Genomic DNA, 25,123 nt, shown 5'->3' with positions numbered 1-25,123 from the left:
AGCAATTCCAGGAAAATTGTGAGCGGTTTTCTGCCAGGAATTGCGTAAAACAAGGAGATAGAGCACTTCACCGTTTCCGTGAGACGGTGAAGTGCTCTAGCCGATCCGATTTCCACTTTTCGGATCGAAAAGATGCAGCGCCGCCGGATCGGCGGCGAGGCGGATCGTGTCGCCCGGCCTCACCTCGCTGCGGCCCATGACGAAGACGCAGATCTGCTGGTTGGCGAGCCGAACATAAAACTGCGTCGACAGGCCGAGCGGCTCGACGACCTCGACCTCGGCTTTCAGCGCGCCGTCATCGACCAGCTTGATGTGCTCGGGCCGCAGGCCGATGGTCAGCGCATCGCCGTCCTGCAGCGGCAGGCCGTCGGGCAGCCGCAGCTTCTGGCCGTCGGCGAGCACGGCATCGGCCTTGCCACCCTTCACGACCTTGGCCGGCAAGAAATTCATACCGGGCGAGCCGATGAAGCCGGCGACGAAGGTGTTGGCCGGACGGTCGTAAAGCTCGAGCGGGCGGCCGACCTGCTGCACATAACCGTCATGCATGACGACGATGCGGTCGGCCATGGTCATGGCCTCGACCTGGTCGTGGGTGACATAGACCGACGTGGTCTTGAGCTGCTGGTGCAGCGCCTTGATCTCGGCGCGCATATGGACGCGCAGCTTGGCGTCGAGGTTGGAGAGCGGCTCATCGAACAGGAACACTTTCGGATCGCGCACGATGGCGCGGCCCATGGCGACGCGCTGGCGCTGGCCGCCAGAAAGCTGGCGCGGCAAGCGGCCGAGATAGGAGTCGAGACCGAGCCGTTTGGCGGCGGCGCCCACCCTGCCATCGATCGTCGTCTTCTCGGCCTTCTTCAGCATCAGGCTGAAGCCCATATTCGACGAGACGTCCATATGCGGGTAGAGCGCGTAGGACTGGAACACCATGGCGATGTCGCGGTCCTTCGGCGCGACATCGTTGACCAGGCGCTCGCCGATATGGATCTCACCGCCGGTTACCTCCTCAAGGCCGGCGATCATGCGCAGCAGCGTGGACTTGCCGCAGCCGGACGGACCAACCAGCACCACGAACTCGCCGTCGGCGATCTCCAGATCGACGCCGTGCAGGATGCGCAGCGCGCCATAATCCTTCTCGACGTTTTGCAGCGTGACGGAAGCCATCTTTTATCCTTTGACCGCGCCGGCGGTGAGGCCGGTGACGAGATAACGTTGCAGGAAGGCGAAGAAGACGCAGACCGGGATCAGCGCCAGGATGGAGGCCGCCATCATCTGCCCCCAGTCGACGGCGAACTTGCCGATGAAGGTGAGCAGGCCGACGGCGAAGGTCTTCTGCTCGTCGCTGGAGATCAGCATCAACGCGAACAGCAATTCGCTCCAGGCGGCGGTGAAGACGAAGCCGAGCGTCGCGCCCATGCCGGGCAAGGTCAGCGGCACGATCACCCGGCGCATCGCCTGGGCGCGGGTGCAGCCGTCGATCATCGCCGCCTCTTCCAGGTCCTTCGGGATGCCGTCGAAGAAGGACTGCATGAGGAAGGTGGCGAAGGCGGTGTTGAAGGCGGTGTAGATGATGATCAGTCCGATCAGGCTGTTGGTGAGGCCCAGATCGCCCATGATGCGGTAGATCGGCGGGATGACCATGACCAGCGGGAAGGTCTGGGTGAGCAGCAGCAGGATCGCCAGCGTCGCCTTGCCGCGGAAGGTGAAGCGCGACATGGCGTAGCCGGCGAGCGTCGCGATGACGGTGACGAACGCGGCCGTCGACACCGAGACGATGACGCTGTTCAGGAAATAACGCGGAAAGTCGGACGCCTCGAGCACGGTCGCGAAGTTCTTCAGCGTCGTTTCCGACGGCCAGAAGGTGATGCCTTCCGAATAGAGCAGGCGCTCGGGCGTCACCGAGATCTTCAACGTCCAGAAGATCGGGAACAGAGCGAAGATCACGTAAGCCGCGATCGCCGCGTAGAGCCCGATGCCGCCGAAAATGCGCGAAGAGGTGGAGCGGCCGGCGATCATCAGACGTGCCTCACCAGCGTGCGACGGATGGCGATCAGCCCGATCGCATAGACGATGAGCAGCACCAGAAGCAGCACCGCGACCGCCGAGGCATAGCCCTTGTCGAGCGATTTGAAGGCGCTGACATAGATGTAGACCGGCACGGTGCTGGTCGAGCCCGCCGGGCCGCCCTCGGTCATGACGAAGATCAGATCGGCGAAGGTGGCGATCCAGATGGTGCGCAGCATGACGGTGATGACGATGGTCGGCGCGAGAAACGGCAGCGTCACCTTGGTGAAGCGCTGCCAGGGCGAGGCGCCGTCGATGGCCGCAGCCTCATGCAGTTCGGAGGGGATCGACTTCAGCGCCGCGAGCAGCGTGATGGCGAAGAAGGGGATGCCGAACCAGATGTTGGCGACGATCGGCCCCCACATGGCTGTGGCCGGATCGGAGAGCACGTTGGTCGGCTCGGCCTTCAAGCCGAGCGCGAAGAGCCAGTGCGGCAGCGGCCCGATGATCGGGTTGAACAGCCAGGCCCAGGTGAGGCCGGAGAGGAAGGACGGCACCGCCCAGGGCAGGAACACCACGGCCTGCACGACCTTGCGGCCATAGAACGGCTTGTCGAGCAGCAGCGCCAGGCCCAGTCCGAGGAAGAACTGGAAGAACAGGCTGGCGACCGTCCACCACAGCGTGTTGATCAGCGCCTGCCCAAGCACCTGGTCGGAAAGCATCGCCTGGTATTGCGCGAGGCCGACATATTGCGACTTGAAGGCCGAGAATTTGCGGAACGAGTAGCTGATGCCGATGATCAGCGGCACCAGCAGCACCAGGACCAAAAGCACGATAGCCGGCGAAAGATAGAGCCACGGCTCTATCGCGGCCTTGCTCAGCCGCCGTTTGCGCGGCAGCGCGGCGGATCGGATTTCGGACACTGCGTAGGTCATACGGTGCTCGCGATTATGGTTGGAGCCGGCGTTGGCGACGGCGCCCTTCTCCCCGTTTACGGGGAGAAGATGCCGGCAGGCAGATGAGGGGCGGCGCCAGCTTTTCAGAACTCAGCGCTGCCCCTCATCCGTCACTTCGTGACAACTTCTCCCCGTAGAACGGGGAGAAGGAAAAAGAGGCGCGAACTTACGAAGGTCTGGCGCTGCCCCTCATCCGGTCCTTCGGACCACCTTCTCCCCGTAAACGGGGAGAAGGAAGAGGCCTGCGCTTACTTCTTATTCTTCGCCAGCCAGTCCTGCTGTTCCTTGGTCAGGAACTTGGCCCATTCGTTGGCCACTTCCTTGGCCGGCTTCTGGCCGAGCAGCACTTCCTGGAAGTTCTTGATGGCCACCTGGTCGACGAAGTTGCCGAGGTTTTCCAGATGCGTCGGCGGCGTCACCATTTCATATTTGGAGCTGTCGCTCAGCTCGGTGAACCATCCCTTGAACTGCTCGGTCTTGAAATGCGCGTCCTGGTCGGCGCCATTGTGGATCGGGATGACGCCGACTTCCTTGGCCCATTCCAGATTGTCCTTGGGCGACAGAAGCGTGGCCATCAGCTTCCAGGCTTCGTCCTTGTGCTGGGAGTTGGCGAACATCGCCCAGCCGGCATAGCCCAGAGTCGGATAGGACTTGCCGCCCGGGCCAACCGGAAGCGGCGCGACGGCGAAGTCGTCGGCGCTCATCTTGTCGGCGATGCCGAGCAACGCGTCGGGGTCCTGGTTGAGCATGGCGCAGGTGCCGGAATAGAAGCCGGTCACCGTTTCGTTGAAGCCCCAGCTCACCGCGTCCTTCGGCGCCAGGCCGTTCTTGTACATGTCGGCCAGCATCTGCAGGCCCTTGACCGAGCCTTCGTCATTGATGGTCGAGACGCCGTCGTCGGTGAAATAGCCGCCCTTGCCGTCGGCAATATTCATGAACATGTGCATGCCGTTGAAGGCGCCCGGGCCGCCGCGCAGGCAGTAGCCGTATTTGCCGGGGATGGCCGAGATCTTCTTGGAGAAGGCGACGAACTCGTCGAGGTTTTCCGGCGGACGATCGAGGCCGGCTTCCTTGAACAGCTTCTTGTTCCAGAACAGCGCGTTCACATAATAACCGTAAGGGATCATGAACTGCGTGTTGTTCACGGTCGAGCCGAACTGCTTGGCACGGTCGCCGAGCGTCTTGGCGTCGGGCCACTTGGCCATGTAGGGGCCGAGATCCTCGAGCTGGCCGTTATTGGCGTAGAGGCCCATCCAGCGCTCCGGCATTTCAACCACGTCGGGCGTGTCGCCGGCCTGCACCATGGTGAGGAATTTTTCGAAGGCCTGCCCCCAAGGCAGCGACACCACCTCTACCTTGATCCCCGGATTGGCGCTCTCGAATTCGGCGATCTGCTTTTTCAGGAATTCGGTGCGCGGCGGGCTGGTGATGACCTCGACCAGCTTGATGGTGGTGTCGGCCAACGCACCGCTGGCGGAGATCGCCAGGCCGGCGACGGCGGCAAGCATGAAGGTCAGTCTTTTCATCTTCAGGACTCCCATTTTCGATCCGTTATTTTTTTGACTTGTCGAAGGCCTGGGCTATGTCGGCCCAGAGGTCCTCGACATTTTCCAATCCGACATTGAAGCGGATGGTTCGGGGGCTGACGCCGAAGCGCGCCATCGAATTGATGCCCGGCGTCTGCTCGAGCGAGGCCTTTGCCGGCACGACCAGGCTTTCATGGCCGCCCCAGCTGACGCCGATGCGGAAATATTTCAGCGCGTCGACAAAAGCCGGGATGTCGACATCCTCGGTGACCTCGAAGGAGAACAGGCCGGCATAGCCGGCCAATGTCTTCTTGCCGGGATGGTTGGAATAGGCGGGGTGGTTGACGCGCTCGACCTTGCCATGCGCCTTCAGCCGCTCGGCAAGGATGAGCCCGCTCTTCATGTGATGCGGCAGGCGCAGCGGCAGCGTCCGCAGGCCACGCAGCAAAAGCCAGCCTTCGAAGGGCGATAGCTTGCCGCCAAGCTGGGAATAGGTCTGCTCGTTGATATGCTTGATGTGGGCGGCCGAGCCTGCCACCACGCCGGCGACGGTGTCGCTATGGCCGCTCAGATACTTCGAAGCCGAATGCAGCACCAGGTCGACGCCATGCGAGATCGGCTTCTGGAAGACGGGCGTCGCCCAGGAATTGTCGATGGTGGTGACAATGCCCTGCTCCTTGGCCAGCCGCGTCAGGTGCTCCAGGTCCTGCAGCTCGAACATCATCGAGGTCGGGCTTTCGAGGTAGAGCAGCTTGGCGCCGGGAAGCGCCGCGGCAACCGCGTCGGGATCGGAGCCGTCGACATAGTCGACCTTGATGTGAAGGCGCGGAAACAGGCGCTCGAACAGCCGGTAGGCATCGCCATAGCAATTGCGCACGGCGACCATGCGCTCGCCGGCGCCGACGAAGGCGAGCACCGTGGCGCTGATCGCCGCCATGCCGCTGGAGAAGCCGCGCGCGGCTTCCGCGCCCTCGAGCGCCGCGACGCGCGCCTCGAACTCCATCACCGTCGGATTGTCGCCGCGCGAGTAGATCGGCTGCTTCCTCCTGCCGGCGAAGGTGTCGGCCATGTCGGCGTAATTGGCGAAGGTGAACAGCGAGGTCTGGTAGATCGGCGGAACTACCGCGCCGCCCGGGAACGGATCGTCATGCGCCAGCAGCGTCGCCGCCTCGCCGAGATAGTCGCTGGCCAGGGAAGCCGGGTCGAAGGTGTTGGGCTGCTCGTTCATCTGCGGTCCGAAAGTTTGAGGTTGGCGGCGCCGCGCTTAAGATCGTCCTCGACGGTGGCGATCAGCTTCAGCGCTTCGGCGCGGGCGCCTTCGGGGTCGCGCGCGGCGATGCGCTCGAAGATGGTGCGGTGATAGGGAAAGCTTGCATGGCCGAAATCCCGCACGCCGAGCGGATGCTCCCAGAAACGGTGGAACATCTCGTACATGGCGGCGATGATCTGCTCGAAGAGCGGGTTGCCGGAAGCGCGGAAGACCGCCTGGTGGAATTCCCAATCCTCCTCCGAGGACATGCCGGCGCGAGTCTGGAAGGCCTCCTCCATGAGGTCGAGCTTGCGCTCGATCTCGGCGAGCTCGGCCTTGCCGGCGCGAATAGCGCAAAGGGCGGCTGCCTCGGCCTCCAGCGCGCGGCGGATCTCCAGCGTCGCCATCAGGCCGGCGAAGTCGTTGCCGCCGGCGAGCGTCAGCGGCATGTGCAGCATGTCGGGGGAGACGGCGGCCTTGAGATAGGTGCCCGAGCCCTGCCGCCGTTCGACGAGGCCGAGCCCCTCCCAGCGAGTCAGGGCCTCGCGCACCGTGTTGCGGCTGACCTTGAGGCGTTCGGCCAGGATGCGCTCGGTCGGCAGCTTTTCGCCCGGACCCAGAGCCTCCTGCCGCACGAAGCCCGCCAATGCCTTCAGCACCGCGTCATCGCGGGCCGTGGTCTGGATGGGGGGCAAGAAATCGGTCAAGCCTGAGCCTAAAGTGGTTCAATGGTCCAACCAATTTCTGCACAAGCGGAAAGATGAGTCAACAGTCGAAATGGGCTAGGCCGGACAGCGCGGATATGCGCCATCCAGCCCTGGCATTTCAGGGGCGGATGCGCGTCGGCATGGCCGCCGCACGCTCCCGGCGCCAGCGCGCGAACATTTCCTCACGGACCCGCCTCGAACCCGAAAGCCGCTGCTTGGCCTCCGCCAGCACGGCCGGCGAAGCCTCGGCGGGCGTGCCGGAGCGGAAGGGAGGCGCCGGCGCATATTCGAGCGAGAGCTGCACGACTTCCGCTTCAGCCTGGCCGAGCAGCCTGGCGACGAGCGCCAGGCCGAAATCGACGCCGGAGGTGACGCCACCGGCGGTGATCAGCTTGCCGTCCTCGACGATCCGCGCATCAACGGGAATCGCGCCGAACTCTTCAAGGAAATCATGCGCATACCAATGGGTGGTGGCGCGCTTACCCTTGAGCAATCCGGCCGCGCCGAGCACCAGCGCGCCGCTGCACACCGAGGTTATGTAGCGCGCCTGCCCGGCGCGCTCGCAGACGAAATCGAGAACCGCCTTGTCCTCGAGCAGCACGTTGACGCCGCCACCGCCTGGAATGCACAGCACGTCGAGCGGCGGACAATCGTCGAATGTCGCCGTCGGCGTAAGCGACAGACGCGTCGATGACATCACCGGATTGCGATCCTTCCAGATCAGCTCCACCTCCGTGCCCTTGACCGTCGCCATGACCTCGTAAGGCCCGGTGAGATCGAGCTGCTGGACGTTGGGGAAAACGAGAATGCCGAAACGAAGGCTCATAGGAAATCTCCAGGGTTTGACTTGGGGCAGGTTGACTTCGGGCAATCTACGGCATCATGCTTTGGCCAGATCGCCAATCATCCCTCGTTTCAGGCCAAACCCATGCGCCGCATCGAAATCCTCGCCTATCCCGACATCCAGCTCCTCGATGTCAGCGGACCGCTCCAGGTTTTCGCCAGCGCCAACGATTTCAGGACGCAGGCCGGCGAAGGGCCCGCCTATGAGGTCGTCCTCGTCGCCGCTTCGCCGCGGATCAGGACATCGTCCGGCTTGGTGCTGGAGGCAGCAGCGCTGCCGGCGCATGGCAGCGAGATCGACACGGTGATCGTACCCGGCGGCTGGGGCGTCAACGCGGCCTGCGAGGATGCCGAGCTGGTGGAATGGATCGTCGGCCGCTCGCGCGATGCGACGCGAACGGCCTCCGTCTGCAGCGGCGCCATGCTGCTGGCCGAGGCCGGCCTGCTCGACGGCCGGCGCGCGGTTACCCACTGGGGCCGCTGCGCGGAGTTCGCCAAGCGTTTTCCGGCGGTAAGGCTGGAACCCGACCCGATCTTCATCCGCGACGGCAATGTCTGGACCTCGGCCGGCGTGACGGCGGGCATCGACCTGGCGCTCTCCTTCGTCGAGGCCGACCTCGGCCGGCGCACGGCGCTCGCGGTGGCGCGCGAGCTGGTCGTCTTCCTGAAGCGTCCCGGCGGCCAGGCGCAGTTCAGCCAGACCCTCAAGCTGCAGCAAGGCGACGAGCGCTTCGACAAACTGCATGGCTGGATCCTGGACAATCTGAGCGCCGACCTTTCGCTGGAGCAACTGGCTGACCGCGCCAATATGAGCCGGCGCAGTTTTTCGCGGCGCTATCAGGAGGCGACCGGGCGAACGCCCGCGCGTGCTGTCGAGGAGATCCGCATCGAGGCGGCGCGGCGGATGCTGGAGCGGGGGCAGACGGTCAGCCAAACGGCCCGGCGCTGCGGCTTCGGCTCCGAGGAAACGATGCGGCGCGGCTTTCTACGCGTCCTCGGCACCAACCCGCGCGACTACCGCGAGCGGTTCTGATCGAGACCGCTCGCGCCAGGCAGCAGGGCTCAGCTCCGTGACGCCGCGGAACTCCCGGTTGAAATTCGATTTCGTCTGGGAGCCGGACTCGAGCATCGCCATCGTCACCTTCTCGTCGCGCGCCAGTTTCTGTTCGACCGGGAGACGCAGCGTATCAATGGTTCATGGCTTGTGTCAGGGGTGGTGAAGCACGCTCAGGCCGCCATCCGCGACGAGGCAGGCGGCGTTGATGAAGGGGCATTCGTCGGAGACGAGGAAGACCGCCGCCATGGCGATCTCCTCAGGCGTGGCGATGCGCCCGCCCGGGTGCAGCGCCAGCGTCTTGGCCCGTGCCGCCTCCGGATCGTCAAAGCTGTTCCAGTAGTCGATGACCTTCTGGGTGGCGACATAACCGGGCGCCAGCGCGTTCACGCGGATGTTGTTGCCGGCATATTCGATCGCCAGCGATTTGGTCAGGCCGAGCAGAGCATGCTTGGCGACGGGATAGGGAAAGGTGTGCGGGATGATGGTGAAGGCGTGCGTGGAGGCGATGTTGAGGATCACGCCGCCGCCCTGCCCGATCATCCCCGGCAACGCCGCCCTGGCGCAGTGCCAGGCGCCCTTCACGTTGACGTCGAGATTGCGCGTCCAGTCATCCTCGGTGGCGTCGAGCGGCGTCGAGAAGACGTTGACGCCGGCATTGTTGATGACGGTGTTGACCGGACCGATGGCCTTCGTTGCCGCCTGCATCGCGGCGTCGATTGCCTTGGCGTCGGCGATATCGGCGGCCGCGTGCGCAACGTCGCCCAAACGTGCAGCGCTTTCGACGAGAAGGTCCGCGTCGCGGTCGACCAGGAAGAGCTCGGCCTTTTCCCGCAGGCAGGCCTCGGCTATGGCGTAGCCGATGCCTTGCGCCGCGCCCGTGAGGAAGATGCGCTTTCCCTTCAGACGTGCCATCAGCGCCGCCCCAAAGCAGAAGAGCGCAGATTGTCGAGCAGCACCGCTAGGAGCAGGATCACGCCGCGCACGATGTATTGGTAGAAGGCGGGGATGTTGAGCAGGTTCATCGCGTTCTCGGCGATGCCCATGATCAGCACGCCGACGATGACACCCGACATAGTCGCCCTGCCGCCGGCCAGGGAGACGCCGCCGAGCACGCAGGCTGAGATCACCGAAAGCTCCAAGCCCACCGCTGCGTTGGGCTGGCCGGAGGTGATGCGCGAGGCAAGCAGGATGCCGGCGATGCCGCAGACCACGCCCTGCAGCGTGAATATCCAGATGCGCGTCCTGTCGACATTGACGCCGGCCAACCGGGAGGCTTCCGGATTGCCGCCGATGGCCAGCGTGTTCTTGCCGAAGACGGTGCTGTTCAGCACGAAGCCGAAGATGGCGAAGAGCACCGCCAGAACCCATATCGGCGTCGGGATGCCGAGCAGCTTCGACAAGGCAAGCTGGTAGAAATCCGGGCTGTTGATGCCGACGGCGCGGCCGTCCGACGAGATCAGCGCGAAACCGCGCACGATCTGCATGGTGGCCAAAGTGGTGATCAGGGCGTTGATGCGAAACTTGGCGATGACCACGCCGTTGACCCAGCCGACGACGGCGCCGCAGGCGATCGCCGCGATGAGGCCGAGCAGGATCGAGCCGGTGTAATTGGATGCCATCACAGCGACCATGCCGGCAAAGGCGACGATGGAGCCGACGGACAGGTCGAAATCGCGCGCCGCAAGACAGAACATCATGGTGCAGGCGACGATGCCGACGGTGACCACGGATTGCAGCAGGCCAAGCATATTGCGGTCGGTGAGGAAGTTCGGCACGAGCAGCGACACCAGCGCGAAGGCGACGATGAAGATGACGACGAGGCCTTGTTCGCCGAGCAGGATCTTCTTCAACCGATCGGTCATTACAAATCCTCAGGATGCGATCGCGTCGGGGGTTTTCTTGTCGGGGAGTGCCGCGGCCAGGATCGCCCTTTCAGCGAACTGGCCGCGCGCGAGCTCGGCGCTGATGCGCCCGCCGCACATCACCAGGATGCGGTCGCAGATGCCCATCACTTCCGGCAGCTCCGAGGAGACGACAACGATTGCCATGCCGTCCTCGGCAAGCTGGTAGAGCAGCTCGTAGATTTCCGACTTGGCGCCGACATCGATGCCGCGCGTCGGTTCGTCGACGATGAGCACGCGGATGCCCTGCTCGGACAGCCAGCGGCCGAGGATGACCTTCTGCTGGTTACCGCCCGACAGGTTGACAATGTCCTGCTTGCGCGACGGCGTGCGCACCTTGAGCTTCTTGATGAAGGTTTCGGCCGTCGCGATCTCGCTGGCGCGGTTCAAAACGCCGAAGCGCGTGTGGTGGCGGCGGGACGAGATGTTGATGTTCTCCTCGATCGAGCGGCCCTGGATGATGCCGTCATGCTTCCGGTCCTCAGAGCAGAGCACGACGCCGGCCCGGATCGCATCATGCGGGCTGGCAGGGGCAATCGTGTTGCCGTCAACCGTGATCGTGCCGCCCGAACGCGGATCCGCGCCAAAGACCAGCCGCATCAGCTCCGAGCGTCCGGCGCCGATGAGGCCGAAGAAACCGACGATCTCTCCGGCGCGGGCTTCGAAGCTTGCGGGCGTGCGCAACCTGGCGCCGCTCAGGTCGTCGACCTTAAGGCGAACCTCTCCCGCCTTGCGCGGACGAAAACCCCAGATATCGGAAATCTCGCGGCCGACCATCTCGGCGACGACCTGGTCGCGCGTCACATCTTTGAGCGATGCGTGATGCGCGGCGAGCTTGCCGTCACGCAGCACCGTCAGGCTATCGCAGAGCCGGAACACCTCGTCGAGGCGGTGCGAGACATAGATGATGACCTTGCCTTCGCCGCGCAGCCGGTAGATCAGCTTGAACAGGATCTCGCTTTCGCGGGACGACAGCGACGAGGTCGGCTCGTCGAGCGCGATGACGCGGGCGTCGAGCATCACCGCCTTGGCGATCTCGACCATCTGGCGTTCGCCGATCGAAAGCGTCTTGACCTTGCGGCGCATGTCTATGTCGATGCCGGCCGATTTCAGCTTGGCGCCGACATCGTCCAGCATACGGCGGCGGGCGATGATGCCCCCGCTTGCCGGAAAGCGGCCGAGGCTGAGATTCTCGGCAACGGCCAGCTCGGGCACCAGCTGCAATTCCTGATGGATGACGATGACGCCATTGTCGAAGGCGTCCCTCGTCGAGGCATAGGCCTGGACCTTGCCGTCGATGCTTATTTCGCCGGCATCGGCATGCTGGTCACCGGACAGGATCTTGATGAGCGTCGATTTGCCGGCGCCATTCTCGCCCATCAATCCGTGCACGGCGCCCTTCTCGACGCTGAACGACACATCCGACAAGGCTTTGACGCCCGGATAGGTCTTGGTGATGCTGGAGAATTCGAGAAAGGACACGGGCCTCGATCCTTCTTTGCATGCCGAACAGGCGGCGGCATCGAGCCGCCGCCTGTTCGTACAGGGAGGACTATTCGATGCCGAGGTCCTTGCGCACCTTCTGGTAGTCGTCGCGCTTGGCCAGCGCGCCGGCGGTCAGCGTCAGCTTGGCCGGCTCCTTGTTGTTGGCGATCCAATCATACATGTCGAGCGCTGTCTCGTAGCCATGACGCTTGGGCGAAATGATCACCGTGCCGACGAAGCCGGTGGCGGCGGGCTTCTTGAACTCGTTGATCGCCGATTCCGCGCCGCCGATGCCGACGCCGATCATGCCGTCGGCCGGGATGCCGACGCTTTCGGAAGCGCGCACGGCGCCCAGCACCGCCTCGTCATTGAGGCCGAAGGCGATCCACTTCTTGATGCCGGCATGGGCATTGAGCACTACGGTCGCGGCATTGAGCGCGGCTTCGGTGTCGGTCTTGGCCTGCGGCGCGTCGAAGATGTTCTCGGCCTTGAAGCCGGCGGCCTTCAGCACCGAGATCGCGCCCTCGACGCGGTCGACGGCGGTCGGCAGCTGGTCGTAGGAAACGCGGATCGCGCCGACCTCGTCCATCTTCCAGCCGCGCGCCTTCATCTCGTCGACGATGGCCTGACCCACCGCCTCGCCGATCTTGGTGGCGGAGATACCCATATGCGGCACGTCTTCCAGCGGCTTGCCGTCGGCGCCGACGAGGCGGTCGTCCACCGTCATCAGCTTGAGATTGTTGGCGGCGGCCTTGGCGACGATGCCCGGGCCGAGCTTCACATCCGGCGTGCAGACGACGAAACCCTGCGCTCCCTGAGCGCCCAGATTGTCGATCGCCGACATCAGCTTCTCGCCGTCCTCGGCGCCGATCTTGACGAGCGTGAAACCCTTTTCCTTGGCGGCCTGGTCGGCGAACTTCCATTCGTCCTGGAACCAGGGCTCCTCGGGCTGTTTGACGATGAAGCCGATCTTGGTGTCCTGAGCGTAGGCCGACGCGATCGTGGTGACCGACAAGACGGCGAGAGCACCCGCGACGAGCGCGGTTTTCAAAAGTCGCATGATTACCTCCCAGCAAACGGCCGGGCGCTCAGCCCGGATTGGTCGTGTGTAGTCAATTTTATCATACCCGTCAATTGATTTGGTATGATAAATAAGATAGGTAGTCCGATAAGTAGTCGCTGGCGCAAATCACTCGCATCCGCTAAGGCCGGACCAATTGCGCGCAAACCGAAGGGTTCGCTGCCTTGGAGGAGGGGCTAAGGTGAACGAAACACCGAAGAAGGCTGACGAAGATCAGGAAACGCGCGAGACGGCGCGTCGTCCGCGCGTCATGCCCGACGTGACCAAGGCGATCGCCTCCGACATCTTCTCTGGCCGCTATCCGGCCGGATCGTCGCTGCCGACCGAGAACGATCTCGGTATCGAATACGGCGTCAGCCGCACCGTCATCCGCGAGGCGCTGAAAGTGCTGGCGGCAAAGGGGCTGGTGCTGTCCCGGCCACGTGTCGGCACGGTCGTGTGCGACCAGGACAACTGGAACATCATCGATCCGCAGGTGCTGGCCTGGCATGCGCCGCATGCCCTGGACGACAAGCTGTTCGACGCGATCCTCGAAACCCGCCGCGCCATCGAGCCGCTGGTCGCGGAACTTGCGGCGACACGCGCGACGCTGCAGGAGATCGCCGACCTCGAAGCGGCCTGGCAAGGCATGGCCGGCGCCGGCGAGGATCTGACGCAATTCTCGCGCTCCGACATCGTCTTCCACCAGATCGTCTATGGCGCGAGCCACAACCCGATCTTCCGCCAGATCGGCAAGCTGATCGATACGGCACTGCTGTTTTCGCTCGAAGCCACCGCGACGATCTCGCCGGTCAGGCGCAAGGAAGCGGCGGCGGCGCATGGCGAAGTGGTCGAAGCTCTGCGCATGCGCGACGCCGTCGCCGCGCGCAACGCGGCCGACAAGATACTCGATCTCGCCGCACGCGACCTCGTCAGCGCCAAGAAACTGAAAAACAACTGAGACCGGCCGGCCGCATGAAGATCACCGCTCTAACCACCTATGTCGTTCCGCCGCGCTGGCTGTTCCTCAAGATCGAGACCGACGCCGGCGTCAGCGGCTGGGGCGAGCCGGTGGTCGAAGGCAAGGCGCTGACGGTCGAAGCGGCGGTCAAGGAACTGGCCGACTATCTGATCGGCAAGGATCCGCGTCTGATCGAGGATCATTGGACGGTGATGCATCGCGGCGGCTTCTATCGCGGCGGGCCGATTCTGATGAGCGCCATCGCCGGCATCGACCAGGCGCTGTGGGACATCAAGGGCAAGGCGCTTGGCGTGCCGGTGCATGAATTGCTTGGCGGGAAGCTGCGCGAGACGATCAAGGTCTATTCCTGGATCGGCGGCGACCGTCCGGCGGAAGTTGCGGCCGGCGCCAGGGATGTGGTGGCGCGCGGCTTCCAGGCGCTCAAGATGAACGGCACCGAGGAGTTGCAGATCGTCGACAGTCACGACAGGATCGATGCCGCGGTTGAACGGGTCGCCATGGTGCGCGAGGCGGTCGGGCCGAATATCGGCATCGCGGTCGATTTCCATGGCCGGGTGCACCGGCCGATGGCGCGCATCCTGGTCAAGGAACTGGAGCCCTACCGGCTGATGTTCATCGAGGAGCCGGTGCTCAGCGAAAACCGCGAGGCGCTGAAGGAGATCGCCGCGCTCGGCTCGACGCCGATCGCGCTCGGCGAACGGCTTTACAGCCGCTGGGACTTCAAGCCGGTATTCGAGGAAGCTGTCGTCGACATCATCCAGCCCGATCTGTCGCATGCCGGCGGCATCACCGAATGCCGCAAGATCGCAGCCATGGCGGAAGCCTATGACGTGGCTGTGGCGCCGCACTGTCCGCTCGGGCCCATCGCGCTGGCCGCCTGCCTGCAGCTCGACGCCGTGAGCTACAATTGCTTCATCCAGGAACAGAGCCTGGGCATCCACTACAATGCCGGCAACGACCTGCTCGACTATGCCGCCAACAAGGATGTGTTCCGCTATGAGGATGGCTATGTCGCCATTCCCGACGGACCGGGCCTGGGCGTCGAGATCGACGAGGAGTATGTGAAGGAGCGCGCCAGGGAGGGACATCGCTGGCGCAACCCGGTCTGGCGCCACAAGGACGGTTCGTTCGCCGAATGGTAAGCCGGGCGCCAAGTGGTGAGCCGGCGACTTTTTCGTCACCCAATAGCTTATAGGATCGCCGGCGCGGGTGCGATCGCGGCGAGACCGGCTTCGGTCAGTGCGTAGATGCCGCGCTCGGCGCGGGCGAACCAGCCATAGTAATTATGCTGCAGGATGCTCGCGGCGCGCGGCGAAAGCGCCTTGAGGTCGCGTGGCCGCTTCGGACCGTCGGCCATGGCGGCGGCGCAGGCCAGCGCCTCCTGCCGGTAGGCGGTCATGATCGGCTTCCTGCGCGTGCTGCCGCCGACGGACGGATCGCCCTTGCGGCGGTGATGCTCCTCGACCAGGCGCGAGCGCCGCCTGGGATCCCGGCGCGGCGGCAAGGCGGCGGGACTGAGCAGCAGCTCCACCTCGCCCTTCCTGCCGACGCCCAACAGGCCGAAGCCGAGACGGCGGCAAAGCGCGCGAAACCGCCGATCATGCTCGCGGCCCTTGCCGCGCGCCGACATATAGGCGGCGAGCCACACTTCGTCGCAGGCGGCCGCGCGATCGACCGCTTGCAGAACGAGCTCGAGGTTGAACTGCAGCTTCAGCTCGCAGATGACGACAACCGGCGGCTCGCCGGGGCGCACGCCGACCACGTCGCAGCCGCCGATCTCGCCCTTGACGGCGAAATCCATGCTCTCGAGAAACCGCTTCACCGGCTCGTAGAGGGAAGTCTCCTGCATGCGACAGGCATAGCCGATTCGCCGGCGGTCGGGCACCGAGGGGCCGCGCCCCGGTTTGCCGCCTCATGTCTCAGGCGCGATGCAGGTAGTCCTCGATCGACTTCGCCTTCATCTCGATCGAGAAACCGGGCGCCTGGGGCGGCATATAGGCGGCGTCGCGGATGACGCAGGGATCGAGAAAATGCTCGTGCAAATGATCGACATATTCGATGACGCGCCCGTCCTTGCTGCCTGACACCGCGACATAGTCGATCATCGACAGATGCTGGACATATTCGCATAAGCCGACGCCGCCGGCATGTGGCCAGACCGGCAAGCCGAACTTGGCGGCGATCAGGAGCACCGCCAGCACCTCGTTCAGCCCGCCCATGCGGCAGGAATCGATCTGCACCACGTCGATGGCGCCGCCGGCGATGAACTGCTTGAACATGATGCGGTTCTGGCACATCTCGCCGGTGGCAACCTTGATCGGCGCCACGGCCTTACGGATCTTGGCGTGGCCGGCGACATCGTCCGGGCTGGTCGGCTCCTCGATGAAGAAGGGTTTCGCGAAGGCGAGGTCCTTCAGCCAGTCGATCGCCTGGTCGACCTCCCAGACCTGGTTGGCGTCGATCATCAGGTAACGGTCCGGCCCGATGACCTCGCGGGCGATCCGCAAGCGACGGATGTCGTCGGCGCGATCGCGGCCGACCTTCAGCTTGATGTGGTTGAAGCCATCGTCAACCGCTTCCTGGCAGAGGCGCCTGAGTTTGTCGTCGGGATAGCCGAGCCAGCCGGCGGAGGTGGTGTAGCAGGCATAGCCTTCGCGCTCGAGGGTGGCGAAGCGCTCGGCCTTGCCGGCTTCGGCCTTTTTCAAAATCTCCAGCGCTTCGGCCGGCGTGATCGCATCGGTGAGATAGCGGAAGTCGACGATGCGCAGGATCTCTTCGGGACTCATCTCGGCGACCAGGCGCCAGACCGGTTTGCCGGCTTCCTTGGCCCAGAGGTCCCAGACCGCGTTGACCACGGCGCCGACCGCGAGATGCATCGCACCCTTGTCCGGCCCGATCCAGCGCAGTTGGCTGTCACCGGTCACATGGTGCCAGAAGCGGCCGGGATCCTCTTTCACCCAGTCGAGGTCGAGCCCGACGACGAGATGGCGCAGCGCCTCGATCGCCGCGCAGCAGATCTCGTTGCCGCGGCCGATGGTGAAGGTGAGGCCGTGGCCCTTCAGCGACGGGCGATCGGTGTCGAGGATGACATAGGCTGCTGAATAGTCCGGGTCCGGATTCATGGCATCCGAGCCGTCGAGGCTTTGCGATGTCGGGAAACGGAGGTCGAAGGTTCTGAGGTCCGTGATTTTCGTCATTGCTGCCTCGTAGTGGCCCGCCTCGTAAACTGGATTGCCGCGCGCTCAACCTGGCGGTTGAAAGGGCCTCAGATCGACCAGCCGCCGTCGATATTATAGGCCTGTCCCGTCGTATAGGTCGCCCCGGCGAGATAGACGGCGAGGTCGGCGATCTCTTCCGGCGTGCCGATCCTGCCCATCGGCTGGCGGGCGATGAAGGCCGCGCGCGCGGCCTCATAGTCGCCTTGCGCCTGCATGCGGCCCTGAAGCGAAGGGCTTTCGACCGTACCCGGGCAGATGGCGTTGCAGCGTATGCCCTTGGCGACATAGTCGGCGGCGATCGATTTGGTCAGGCCAACCACGGCCGCCTTGGTCACGCCATAGGCGAAGCGGTTCGGCACGCCCTTCGGGGCGCCGGCTACCGACGCCATGTTGATGATCGAGCCGTCGCCGCGCTCCAGCATGCCGGGCAGCACGGTGCGGATGGTGCGGATCATGGCGCGCACATTGAGGTCGAAGGCGAAGTCGAGATCCTCATCCTTCATCTCGAGGATCGAGCCGGCATGAACGAAGCCGGCGCAGTTGAACAGCACGTCGACGCGGCCGATTTCGGCGAAGGCGGCCTTCACTGCTTCGTCGTTCAGCACATCGAGCTTTTGCGTCGCAATGCCGGGCGTGTCGGCAAGTTCGGCCAAGGCCGTCTCGTTGATGTCGGTGGCGTGGACGATGGCGCCCGCTTTCGCGAAAGCCAGCGCGCTTGCCCGCCCTATGCCTTGCGCGGCCGCCGTAACGACCACGACCTTGCCTGTGATGTCAGCCATTCTTCTGTCTCCGTCTTTCAGCCGGGCCGTCGCTCGACGATGTAGATGTGATCCGCGGCCAGCACGACGTCGTCACGCTGGTTCAAAACCTCGACGCGCTCGATGACGCGCCCGGCGTTTGGCCGTTTCGGGTCGTCTTCCTTGGCGGCGATGGTGGTGCGCGTGCGAATGGTGTCGCCGATGAAGACCGGCTTGATGAAACGCAGCCTGTCGTAGCCGTAGGAGAAGGCGACCGGGTTGATGACGCTCGCCGTCAGGCCGACGCCGACCGAGAAGACCAGCGTGCCATGCGCGATGCGCTGGCCGAAGGGCGTGGTCTTCATGAACTCGGCGTCCATGTGATGCGGAAAGAAATCGCCGGTATGGCCGGCATGGACGACGAAATCGGTTTCGGTGATGGTGCGGCCGCTGGTGAGGCGCGACGAGCCGATCTCATAGTCCTCGAAATAGGTGGTCTGTTCCATGTCCGGCCTTACGGCTTCGTGGCCAGCGGCGTTGCCGGCGCGGCGCTCGATTTGTAGGCGGCCTCGACCAGCGCCATGGTGTGCCAGGCGTCCTCGACGGTGCTCACCAGTTCCGCGTCCTCGCCGGACGCGAAGCGCTGGACATTGGCCATGCGGCCGACAAAGGCATCGGGGAACCATTCGCCGGCGAGCGGGACGGTGACCCAGTCCGAACCGCCCTTGGGATAAATCTCCAGGATGTCCGGCTCGCCGCGCGGATAGTCGAGGTTGAGGCCGAGCTTGACATAGGCCGCGCCCTCGGTGCCGCAGATGCGGAATTCGCAGGCCTGGTAACGGCGTCCGAACTTATGGTCGTGGTTGATCGACAACCCGCAGCGCACCGTATCGCCATAATCGAGGATGGCGCTGGTGCGGGTCTGTGCGACCTTGTGGTTGGGGTGGCCGAGCGTCTTGGCGTGCACGCCCAGCGGATTGCCGAGAAGCTGGCGGATCAGGTCGAGATAATGGATCGAATGCATGGCGATCTCGACGCGCGGCGCCTTGAGCAGGAATTCCCACAGCTGCCACGGCGTGTCGAGCGCCAAAAGCGCGTCGAAATCGACGACCTCGCCCAGCCATCCATGGGCGATGGCGTCCTTCAGCGCCAGCATCATCGGCGCAAAGCGGAGCTGGAAGTTCACGGCGGCCCTGAGTTGCTTGGCGCGGCAGATTTCGAGGATTTCCGTCGCCTCGCCGAGATAATTGCCCATCGGCTTCTGTATCAGCGCCACCGCGCCGTCGGGCAACGCCGTCAGCACCTCGGCGTGCCGGCCCGGCGGCGTCGCCAGATCGAAGATCGCGTCCTTGACGGCCGCGGCCTCCTCGACCGAGCCGAACGCCTTCACGCCCCATTTGTCGGCAAGCTTCTCCGCCTTCGCCCGATCCGGATCGTAGAGGCCGGAAATCGGGAAACCGCCCTTGCGGTAGGCGGGAAAATGCGCGTCGCCGACGATCGAGCCGGCGCCGAAGGTGACGATCGGGCGCGGCTTCGAGGGCTTGGGCCAGGACTGCGCCAGCGATGCCGGGTCGAAGGCATCAGTCATGATGGAAGACCTCGTCCATCGACGCCCACCACTCGCCTTCCTTTCGCGTTTCCAGCGGCTCCTGGCAGGGCATGCAGACCGACCACCATTCCTGGGTCTTGGGATCGGCCGCCATCTTGGCCATGTCGGCGGCATAGTCGGTGCCGTGGTACTCGAAATAGGAGAACAGCAGGTTCTCCGGCCGCTTCAGGTAGATCGAATAATTCTTGATGTTGCAGGCCGAGATCATGGCGAGAACGTCCGGCCAGACAGCGGCGTGAAGGCGGACATATTCCTCGACCTTCTCGGGTTTCAATCCAAGCACCATTCCCATGCGCTGCATATCCGCCTCCCTATTTCACGATCGCCGTGGTGAATTCGGCGATGCTCCTTGCCTTGACCACGTCCCAGTCCCAGTCGATACCGATCCCCGGCTCGCTGGGCGCCAGCGCATGACCATCCTCGATGCGCATCTTGGCGCCCGTCAACTCATCGAGCTGCGGAATATACTCGACATATCTGCCGTTCTGGATGGCGCAGACCAGGCTGACATGCAACTCCATCAGGAAATGCGGGCAGACCGGCATGTCGAAGGCCTCCGCCGCATGGGCGACTTTCAGCCACGGCGTGATGCCGCCGATGCGGCCGACATCGACCTGGATGATGTTGGCGCCGCCTTTCTGCATGTACTCGCGGAAGTGCCTGATCGAATAAAGCGACTCGCCGACCGCGATCGGCGTCGCGGTCGAGTTCGACAGCCGCACATGGCCATCTATGTCGTCGGCCGGCAGCGGCTCCTCGATCCAGGCGAGGTCGAGATCGCGCAAGCGCTCGGCGCGGCGGATCGCCTCGTCGACGGAAAAACCCTGGTTGCAGTCGGTCATGATCTCGTAGCCGTCGCCGACCGCCTTGCGCACCGCCGACAGCCGTGAAAAATCCTCCGAGCCATGCGGCTTGCCGATCTTGACCTTCGAGCCGGTGAACCCCTTGGCCTTCGCCTCCAGCGCGTCGTCGACCAAAGCCTCAGTCTCGATATGCAGCCAGCCGCCTTCCGTGGTGTAGAGCGGACAACGGTCCTTGGCGCCGCCGGCGAGCTTCCAGAGCGGCAGGTTCTGCTTTCTCGCGCGCAGATCCCAAAGGGCGGTGTCGATAGCGGCCAGCGCGATCGCGGTGATTGCGCCGATCGTGGTGGCATGGGTGGCGAATTCGAGCTCGTGCCAGATCGCCTCGATCTGGTCGGCGTCGCAGCCGATCAGGCGCGGCGCGAGATGGTCGGCAAGCAGCCGCATAACCGATGAGCCGCCGGTGCCGATCGTGTAGCTGTAGCCGGTGCCCGACGCGCCGTCGGAATCGGTGATGGTGACGATCGGCGTTTCCTGGCTGACGAAGCTCTGGATCGCATCGGTGCGCTTGACCTTCGGCACGAGGTCGACCATGCGCAGTTCGATTTTCTCGATTTTCGCCATGTTCAGCTCCTCAGCGACTTTCCGGTTTCGGCGGAGAACAGATGCGCGCGGCTCAGGTCGAAGCTCATGCCGATCCTGTCGCCGGCTTTCAGCGGCTTGGGATTGAGCATGCGCGAAACCCAGTCGGCGCCGTTGAACTCGGCGAAGACCAGCGTCTCGTTGCCGAGCGGCTCGGTGATGCTGACCGGCAGCTCGACGCGGTGGACTTCCGTTTCGCCGCCCGAGCTCAGGCCGTGGCCGGTGGGGTAGAAATCATCCGGGCGGATGCCGAACACGACCTTGTCGCCGGCCGCCGCCTTCGACTTGAACTGGCCGGGCAATGGCAGGCTGTCGCCGCCGCTGAACACTAGCCTGCCGTCGCTGACGGTAGCCTCGTGCAAATTCATCGGCGGCGAGCCGATGAAGCCGGCGACGAAGCGTGTGGCGGGACGGCTGAACACCTCGTCCGGCGTGCCGACCTGCTCGATGTAACCGGAGCGCATGATGACGATGCGGTCGGCGAGCGTCATCGCCTCAACCTGGTCGTGGGTGACATAGATGACCGTCGACTTCACCTTGGCATGCAGCTTCTTGATCTCGGTACGCATCTGCGTGCGAAGCTTCGCGTCGAGGTTCGACAGCGGTTCGTCGAACAGGAAGACATCGGGATCGCGCACGATGGCGCGGCCCATGGCGACGCGCTGGCGCTGGCCGCCGGAGAGCTGCGAAGGGCGGCGCTCCAGCAGTTCATCCAGGCCAAGGATGGCGGAAGCTTCGGCGACCCGCCGGTCCATGTCGTCTTTCGCGGCACCAGCGATCTTCAGGGAGAAACCGAGATTCTCGCGCACCGTCATATGCGGATAGAGCGCGTAGGACTGGAACACCATGGAGATGTTGCGTGAGCGCGGTGGCAGGTCGTTGACCACGCGGCCGCCGATATCGATGTTGCCGCCGCTGATATCCTCGAGGCCGGCGATCATGCGCAAGGTCGTCGACTTGCCGCAGCCCGAAGGGCCGACCAGCGCGATGAATTCGCGGTCGGCGATCTCGAGATCGATGCCGTGCACGATCTCCATATTGCCGTAGCGCTTGGTGAGCTTTTTCAGCGAAACCGTTGCCATGCAGTTCAACCTTTCACCGCGCCGGAGGTGAGGCCGCCGACGAGGTGTTTCTGGACGATGTAGGTGAGGGTCAGCGCCGGGATGATCATCACCACCGCCAGCGCGCACATGCCGCGCCAGTCGATGGTGAACTCGGCCGTGTAGTCGAGCAGCCCGACCGGCAGCGTCTTGGAGTTGACGGAGCGGGTGAGCTGCGAGGCCAAAGCGAACTCGTTCCAGCAGGTGAGAAAGGCGAAGATCGCAGCCGAGGCGATGCCGGGGCGCGCCAGCGGAAACTCGACCTGCCAGAAGGCCTGCCAGCGCGTGCAGCCGTCGATCTGGGCAGCCTCCGCGAGGTCCTTCGGCACCTGGCGGAAGAAGCCGTCGATCAGCCAGATGGTGAAGGGCACGTTCAACGCGACATAAGCCAGGATCATGCCGATATGGGTGTCGATGATGCCGAGGCGCACATAGAGGAAGAACAAAGGCAGCGACAGCGCGATGCCGGGCACGGTGCGCGTCAGCATCAGGCCGAGGAACATGCCCGACTTGCCGCGGAAGCGGTAGCGCGCGAAGGCGTAGCCGCCGGCCATGCCGATCGCCACGGCGATCACCGTCGAGGTGACCGAGATGATCAGCGAGTTGCGGAAATAGTCGAGCACCGGGATGCCGCCTTTGCCGATGCCGCTGAACATGGCGATGTAGGCATCGAGCGACACTTCCTGCGGGATCCAGACCGGCGGCTTGGCCATGATCTCGACGGTGGGCCTGAGCGACGACAGCACGATCCAGATGCCCGGCAGGCAGATGACGAGCATGGCCAGGAACAGGCCGACGCGATGCGCGACGGTCAGCGCGCGGCGCGTCAGGCGGGCGGAGGCGTTCTCGTCCATTCTCACCACTCCGCGCCGATCTGCGCGCGCGCCGCGGCGAGCTTGTTGTAGAAATAAACGGTGAAAGCAATCGACAGCAGGATCGAGAAATAGGCCATGGCGTTGGCCAGGCCCATGCGGGCGTCGCTGTAGGCGGTGCGTCCGACCAGCGTCCACAACAGCTCCGTGCGGCCGGCCGGGCCGCCATCGGTCATGATCTTGACGATGTCATAGGCGCGCGCCACGTCGAGCGAGCGGATCGTCATGGCGATGTAGGCGAAAGGCATGACGAAGGGCCAGGTGACATAGCGGAAGGTCTGCCAGGGCGTGCAGCCGTCGACGCGGGCGGCCTCGATGGGCTCCTTTGGCATGGCGAGCAGGCCGGCCAGGATCAGGATGGTGAAGATCGAGGTTGACGACCAGATCTCGGCGATCGTGATGGCGATGAAGGCTAGGTGGCCCTCGATCAGCCACGGGATGGCGTCCTGCGTGATGCCCAGCGACTGCAGCGCGTTGTTCACCAGGCCGATATTGTCATTGAACATGAATTTGAACTGGAAGCCGACCAGGATCGGCGAGAACATCATGGGGAACATCATCAGCGTGCGCAGGATGCGCTGGCCGCGCGTCGCTTTCTCGACCAGCATCGCCAGGCCGAGGCCGAGCAGCATTTCGAGGTTGAGCGCGATGGTGAGCAGCAGGACGGTGCGGCCGAAGGCCCACCAGAAATCGGCATTGGACAGGATCGAGAGATAGTTCCTGAAACCGATGAAGACGAAGAAGGTCTCGGGCCGCGTCAGGCGGAACGGCGTGAAGCTGGAATAGAGCGACAGGATCAACGGCAGCACCACGACCGCCGCCAGCACGATGATGGCCGGGAGCAGCAGCAGAAACGGCGCGGATGGCTTGAGGCCCTTCATCAGTATCCTGTGGGGTATTGCATTCAATTCGGGCCGTCGCGGGCATGGCCCCGGCCGGAGCGGAAAGTTGGCAGCGACGAGACGCTGCCGCCTCCCCCATTCACGATGGGGGAGGCAGCCTTGGGAGCGCTGCTTAGAGCTTGCCGGCGTCCTGCAGGATCTGCGTCGCCTTGGCGGCGGCGTCGTCCAGCGCCTGCTTGGACGTCTTGTCGCCGAGGATCGCCGCCTGCAGCTCGGGGTAGACGGCGTTGGAGATCTCGATCCACTCCGGCGTCTGCGGCACGGCGAAGGCGTGCTTGGCTTCCTCCTGGAAGGCGGCGAGGACCTCCTTCTTGTACGGGTCGTTCTCGGCCTGCTTCAGGTCCCAGTCCCAGACCGCGGTGCGGGTCGGCAGCGGGCCGGCGGCGGCTTCCAGCTTCTGGCTGTCCTCGTTGGTCAACCACCAGACGAGCGAAGCCGCGGCTTCCTTGTTGGCGCAGTTCTCGGTGACGGAGAAGCCGTGGAAGCCCGACCAGCCGGTGCGCTTGCCGGAGGAGCCCTTGGGCGCGACCTTGACGCCGACATTGCCGGCGACCTTCGAGGACTTCGGATCGTTGAAGAAACCGGCCCAGCCCGGCCAGTCGAGGTTGATCGCCACGGTGCCGGAGGCAAAGCCCTGCCCGAGATCGTCCCAGAGATAGTTGGTGGTGCCGGCCGGCACGGCCTTGGCCTTGTAGAGGTTGACGAACCAGTCGAGCGCGCGGATGCCGGCCTCGGAGTTGAACACGGGCTTGCCGTCCTTGTCGAGATATTCGCCGCCCTCGGCGACCACCATCTCGTAGAAGCGGCCGTTGATCGCCTCTTCCTTGCCGGCGAACTGCGTGCCGTAGAAATTCGGCGGGTTGGCGAAGAACTCGGCCTGGTCGGTCACTTCCTTCCAGGTGTCCGGCGGCGCAAGGTCATAGCCGTATTTGGCCTTGAACTTGGTCTTGTTGTCGGCGTTCTCGTAGAGGCTCTTCTGGTAGTAGAGCGCCGAGACGTCGAACTGCGCGCGCGGCAGCATCTCGAGCTTGCCGTCGATGGTCGCGGCCTTGATCGTCGAGGGCACGAAGGCGTCGATCTCTTCCTTCGGCAAGAGCTTGCCGAGGTCGGTGTAAAGGCTCGTATATTGCGGGGCGAAGGACGAATGGTTCCAGCCGACGCACCAGTTGGTGCTGCCCGAGGCGATGTCGGACTTCAGTTCCTTGTCGATGTCGAAGCCGTTCTTCTTGGTCAGGATGTTGACCTTGGCGCCGGTCGCCTTCTCCCATTCGGGGATGCGCTCGTAGAGCTTTTCATATTGCTGGCCGCCGATCAGCTTCACGTCGATCGTCACGCCCGGAAATTTGCCGGGCAGATCGGCCGAAAAAGCCGTGCCGCCGAGCAGCAGGCCAGCCAGGCCGGCGGAAATGCCTAGAACCAGTCTCGTCATGTTCTCCTCCCATGGGCTCGCGGCGACGATCCGCCGGGTGCGCG

25 protein-coding genes are annotated in these 25,123 nt (G+C 64.3%); 3 read left to right on the top strand and 22 right to left on the bottom strand.

Going from position 1 to position 25,123, the window contains the following annotated elements:
• Positions 1–96 precede the first annotated feature (96 nt).
• The 7 genes from MJ8_RS02820 to MJ8_RS02790 all read right to left on the bottom strand — a co-directional run bounded on the left by MJ8_RS02820 (position 97) and on the right by MJ8_RS02790 (position 7,268).
• Positions 97–1,164, bottom strand: a complete 1,068-nt coding sequence (locus MJ8_RS02820) for an ABC transporter ATP-binding protein (protein WP_201412986.1) — start codon at positions 1,162–1,164, stop codon at positions 97–99.
• 3 nt (positions 1,165–1,167) lie between these two features.
• Positions 1,168–2,016: a carbohydrate ABC transporter permease gene (locus tag MJ8_RS02815; RefSeq protein ID WP_126063068.1), complete on the bottom strand. Its 849-nt coding sequence runs from the start codon at positions 2,014–2,016 to the stop codon at positions 1,168–1,170.
• A complete protein-coding gene (locus MJ8_RS02810) occupies positions 2,016–2,939 on the bottom strand; it encodes a carbohydrate ABC transporter permease (protein WP_201412985.1) in 924 nt (307 codons plus the stop codon). The genes MJ8_RS02815 and MJ8_RS02810 overlap by 1 nt, the downstream gene beginning before the upstream one ends.
• Before the next feature lie 269 nt (positions 2,940–3,208).
• On the bottom strand, positions 3,209–4,486 hold the full coding sequence (locus MJ8_RS02805; RefSeq protein WP_201412984.1) for an ABC transporter substrate-binding protein: 1,278 nt from the start codon (positions 4,484–4,486) through the stop codon (positions 3,209–3,211).
• 25 nt (positions 4,487–4,511) lie between these two features.
• Positions 4,512–5,714: a PLP-dependent transferase gene (locus MJ8_RS02800; protein ID WP_201412983.1), complete on the bottom strand. Its 1,203-nt coding sequence runs from the start codon at positions 5,712–5,714 to the stop codon at positions 4,512–4,514.
• Positions 5,711–6,442, bottom strand: a complete 732-nt coding sequence (locus MJ8_RS02795; RefSeq protein ID WP_140753786.1) for a FadR/GntR family transcriptional regulator — start codon at positions 6,440–6,442, stop codon at positions 5,711–5,713. The genes MJ8_RS02800 and MJ8_RS02795 overlap by 4 nt, the downstream gene beginning before the upstream one ends.
• 118 nt (positions 6,443–6,560) lie before the next feature.
• The gene (locus MJ8_RS02790; protein ID WP_201412982.1) at positions 6,561–7,268 is read right to left on the bottom strand and encodes a DJ-1/PfpI family protein; all 708 of its coding nucleotides are present in this window, start codon (positions 7,266–7,268) and stop codon (positions 6,561–6,563) included.
• A gap of 102 nt (positions 7,269–7,370) precedes the next feature.
• On the opposite strand from MJ8_RS02790, the gene MJ8_RS02785 reads away from it, so the two are divergent.
• Entirely contained in the window at positions 7,371–8,318 is a 948-nt protein-coding gene (locus MJ8_RS02785; RefSeq protein ID WP_201412981.1) for a GlxA family transcriptional regulator, read from the top strand.
• Between the two features lie 174 nt (positions 8,319–8,492).
• Here MJ8_RS02785 and MJ8_RS02780 read toward each other — a convergent pair whose 3' ends face one another.
• The 4 genes from MJ8_RS02780 to MJ8_RS02765 form a co-directional block, all read right to left on the bottom strand.
• Entirely contained in the window at positions 8,493–9,257 is a 765-nt protein-coding gene (locus MJ8_RS02780) for an SDR family oxidoreductase (RefSeq protein ID WP_201415281.1), read from the bottom strand.
• Positions 9,254–10,204, bottom strand: coding sequence for an L-arabinose ABC transporter permease AraH (gene araH / locus MJ8_RS02775; protein WP_201412980.1), 951 nt, complete (start codon positions 10,202–10,204; stop codon positions 9,254–9,256). The genes MJ8_RS02780 and araH overlap by 4 nt, the downstream gene beginning before the upstream one ends.
• 9 nt (positions 10,205–10,213) lie before the next feature.
• On the bottom strand, positions 10,214–11,725 hold the full coding sequence (gene araG / locus MJ8_RS02770) for an L-arabinose ABC transporter ATP-binding protein AraG (protein WP_201412979.1): 1,512 nt from the start codon (positions 11,723–11,725) through the stop codon (positions 10,214–10,216).
• Between the two features lie 70 nt (positions 11,726–11,795).
• The gene (locus MJ8_RS02765; RefSeq protein WP_201412978.1) at positions 11,796–12,788 is read right to left on the bottom strand and encodes an arabinose ABC transporter substrate-binding protein; all 993 of its coding nucleotides are present in this window, start codon (positions 12,786–12,788) and stop codon (positions 11,796–11,798) included.
• 271 nt (positions 12,789–13,059) lie between these two features.
• Here MJ8_RS02765 and MJ8_RS02760 point away from each other — a divergent pair, with 271 nt between their 5' ends.
• Both MJ8_RS02760 and dgoD read left to right on the top strand, forming a co-directional pair.
• Complete coding sequence (locus tag MJ8_RS02760; RefSeq protein ID WP_201415280.1) at positions 13,060–13,749, top strand: FadR/GntR family transcriptional regulator; 690 nt, start codon at positions 13,060–13,062, stop codon at positions 13,747–13,749.
• Positions 13,750–13,763: 14 nt separating this feature from the next.
• Entirely contained in the window at positions 13,764–14,912 is a 1,149-nt protein-coding gene (dgoD, locus tag MJ8_RS02755) for a galactonate dehydratase (RefSeq protein WP_201412977.1), read from the top strand.
• Between the two features lie 47 nt (positions 14,913–14,959).
• On the opposite strand, the gene MJ8_RS02750 is transcribed toward dgoD, so the two are convergent.
• From MJ8_RS02750 to MJ8_RS02700, 11 genes are all read right to left on the bottom strand, one after another.
• Positions 14,960–15,619, bottom strand: coding sequence for a DUF2161 family putative PD-(D/E)XK-type phosphodiesterase (locus MJ8_RS02750; protein ID WP_201412976.1), 660 nt, complete (start codon positions 15,617–15,619; stop codon positions 14,960–14,962).
• Positions 15,620–15,689: 70 nt separating this feature from the next.
• Positions 15,690–16,967 carry an L-fuconate dehydratase gene (locus tag MJ8_RS02745; RefSeq protein WP_201412975.1) on the bottom strand — a complete coding sequence of 426 codons (1,278 nt, stop codon included), beginning with the start codon at positions 16,965–16,967 and terminating at the stop codon, positions 15,690–15,692.
• A 68-nt stretch (positions 16,968–17,035) separates the two neighbouring features.
• A complete protein-coding gene (locus MJ8_RS02740) occupies positions 17,036–17,767 on the bottom strand; it encodes an SDR family oxidoreductase (protein WP_201412974.1) in 732 nt (243 codons plus the stop codon).
• 17 nt (positions 17,768–17,784) lie between these two features.
• Positions 17,785–18,231, bottom strand: coding sequence for a MaoC/PaaZ C-terminal domain-containing protein (locus MJ8_RS02735; protein ID WP_201412973.1), 447 nt, complete (start codon positions 18,229–18,231; stop codon positions 17,785–17,787).
• 8 nt (positions 18,232–18,239) lie between these two features.
• The gene (locus tag MJ8_RS02730; protein ID WP_201412972.1) at positions 18,240–19,313 is read right to left on the bottom strand and encodes a Gfo/Idh/MocA family protein; all 1,074 of its coding nucleotides are present in this window, start codon (positions 19,311–19,313) and stop codon (positions 18,240–18,242) included.
• The gene (locus MJ8_RS02725; protein ID WP_201412971.1) at positions 19,306–19,635 is read right to left on the bottom strand and encodes an L-rhamnose mutarotase; all 330 of its coding nucleotides are present in this window, start codon (positions 19,633–19,635) and stop codon (positions 19,306–19,308) included. Before MJ8_RS02725 ends, MJ8_RS02730 begins: the two co-directional genes overlap by 8 nt.
• A gap of 10 nt (positions 19,636–19,645) precedes the next feature.
• On the bottom strand, positions 19,646–20,758 hold the full coding sequence (locus MJ8_RS02720) for a mandelate racemase/muconate lactonizing enzyme family protein (protein ID WP_201412970.1): 1,113 nt from the start codon (positions 20,756–20,758) through the stop codon (positions 19,646–19,648).
• Positions 20,759–20,760: 2 nt separating this feature from the next.
• Positions 20,761–21,858, bottom strand: a complete 1,098-nt coding sequence (locus MJ8_RS02715; RefSeq protein WP_201412969.1) for an ABC transporter ATP-binding protein — start codon at positions 21,856–21,858, stop codon at positions 20,761–20,763.
• 5 nt (positions 21,859–21,863) lie between these two features.
• The gene (locus MJ8_RS02710) at positions 21,864–22,730 is read right to left on the bottom strand and encodes a carbohydrate ABC transporter permease (protein WP_140845581.1); all 867 of its coding nucleotides are present in this window, start codon (positions 22,728–22,730) and stop codon (positions 21,864–21,866) included.
• Positions 22,731–22,732: 2 nt separating this feature from the next.
• The gene (locus MJ8_RS02705) at positions 22,733–23,632 is read right to left on the bottom strand and encodes a carbohydrate ABC transporter permease (RefSeq protein WP_412177141.1); all 900 of its coding nucleotides are present in this window, start codon (positions 23,630–23,632) and stop codon (positions 22,733–22,735) included.
• 130 nt (positions 23,633–23,762) lie between these two features.
• Complete coding sequence (locus MJ8_RS02700) at positions 23,763–25,079, bottom strand: ABC transporter substrate-binding protein (protein WP_201412967.1); 1,317 nt, start codon at positions 25,077–25,079, stop codon at positions 23,763–23,765.
• Positions 25,080–25,123: the final 44 nt, after the last annotated feature.

The organism is Mesorhizobium sp. J8, from assembly GCF_016591715.1.
Lineage (GTDB): Bacteria > Pseudomonadota > Alphaproteobacteria > Rhizobiales > Rhizobiaceae > Mesorhizobium.
This window is presented reverse-complemented; position numbering and strand designations above follow the sequence as displayed.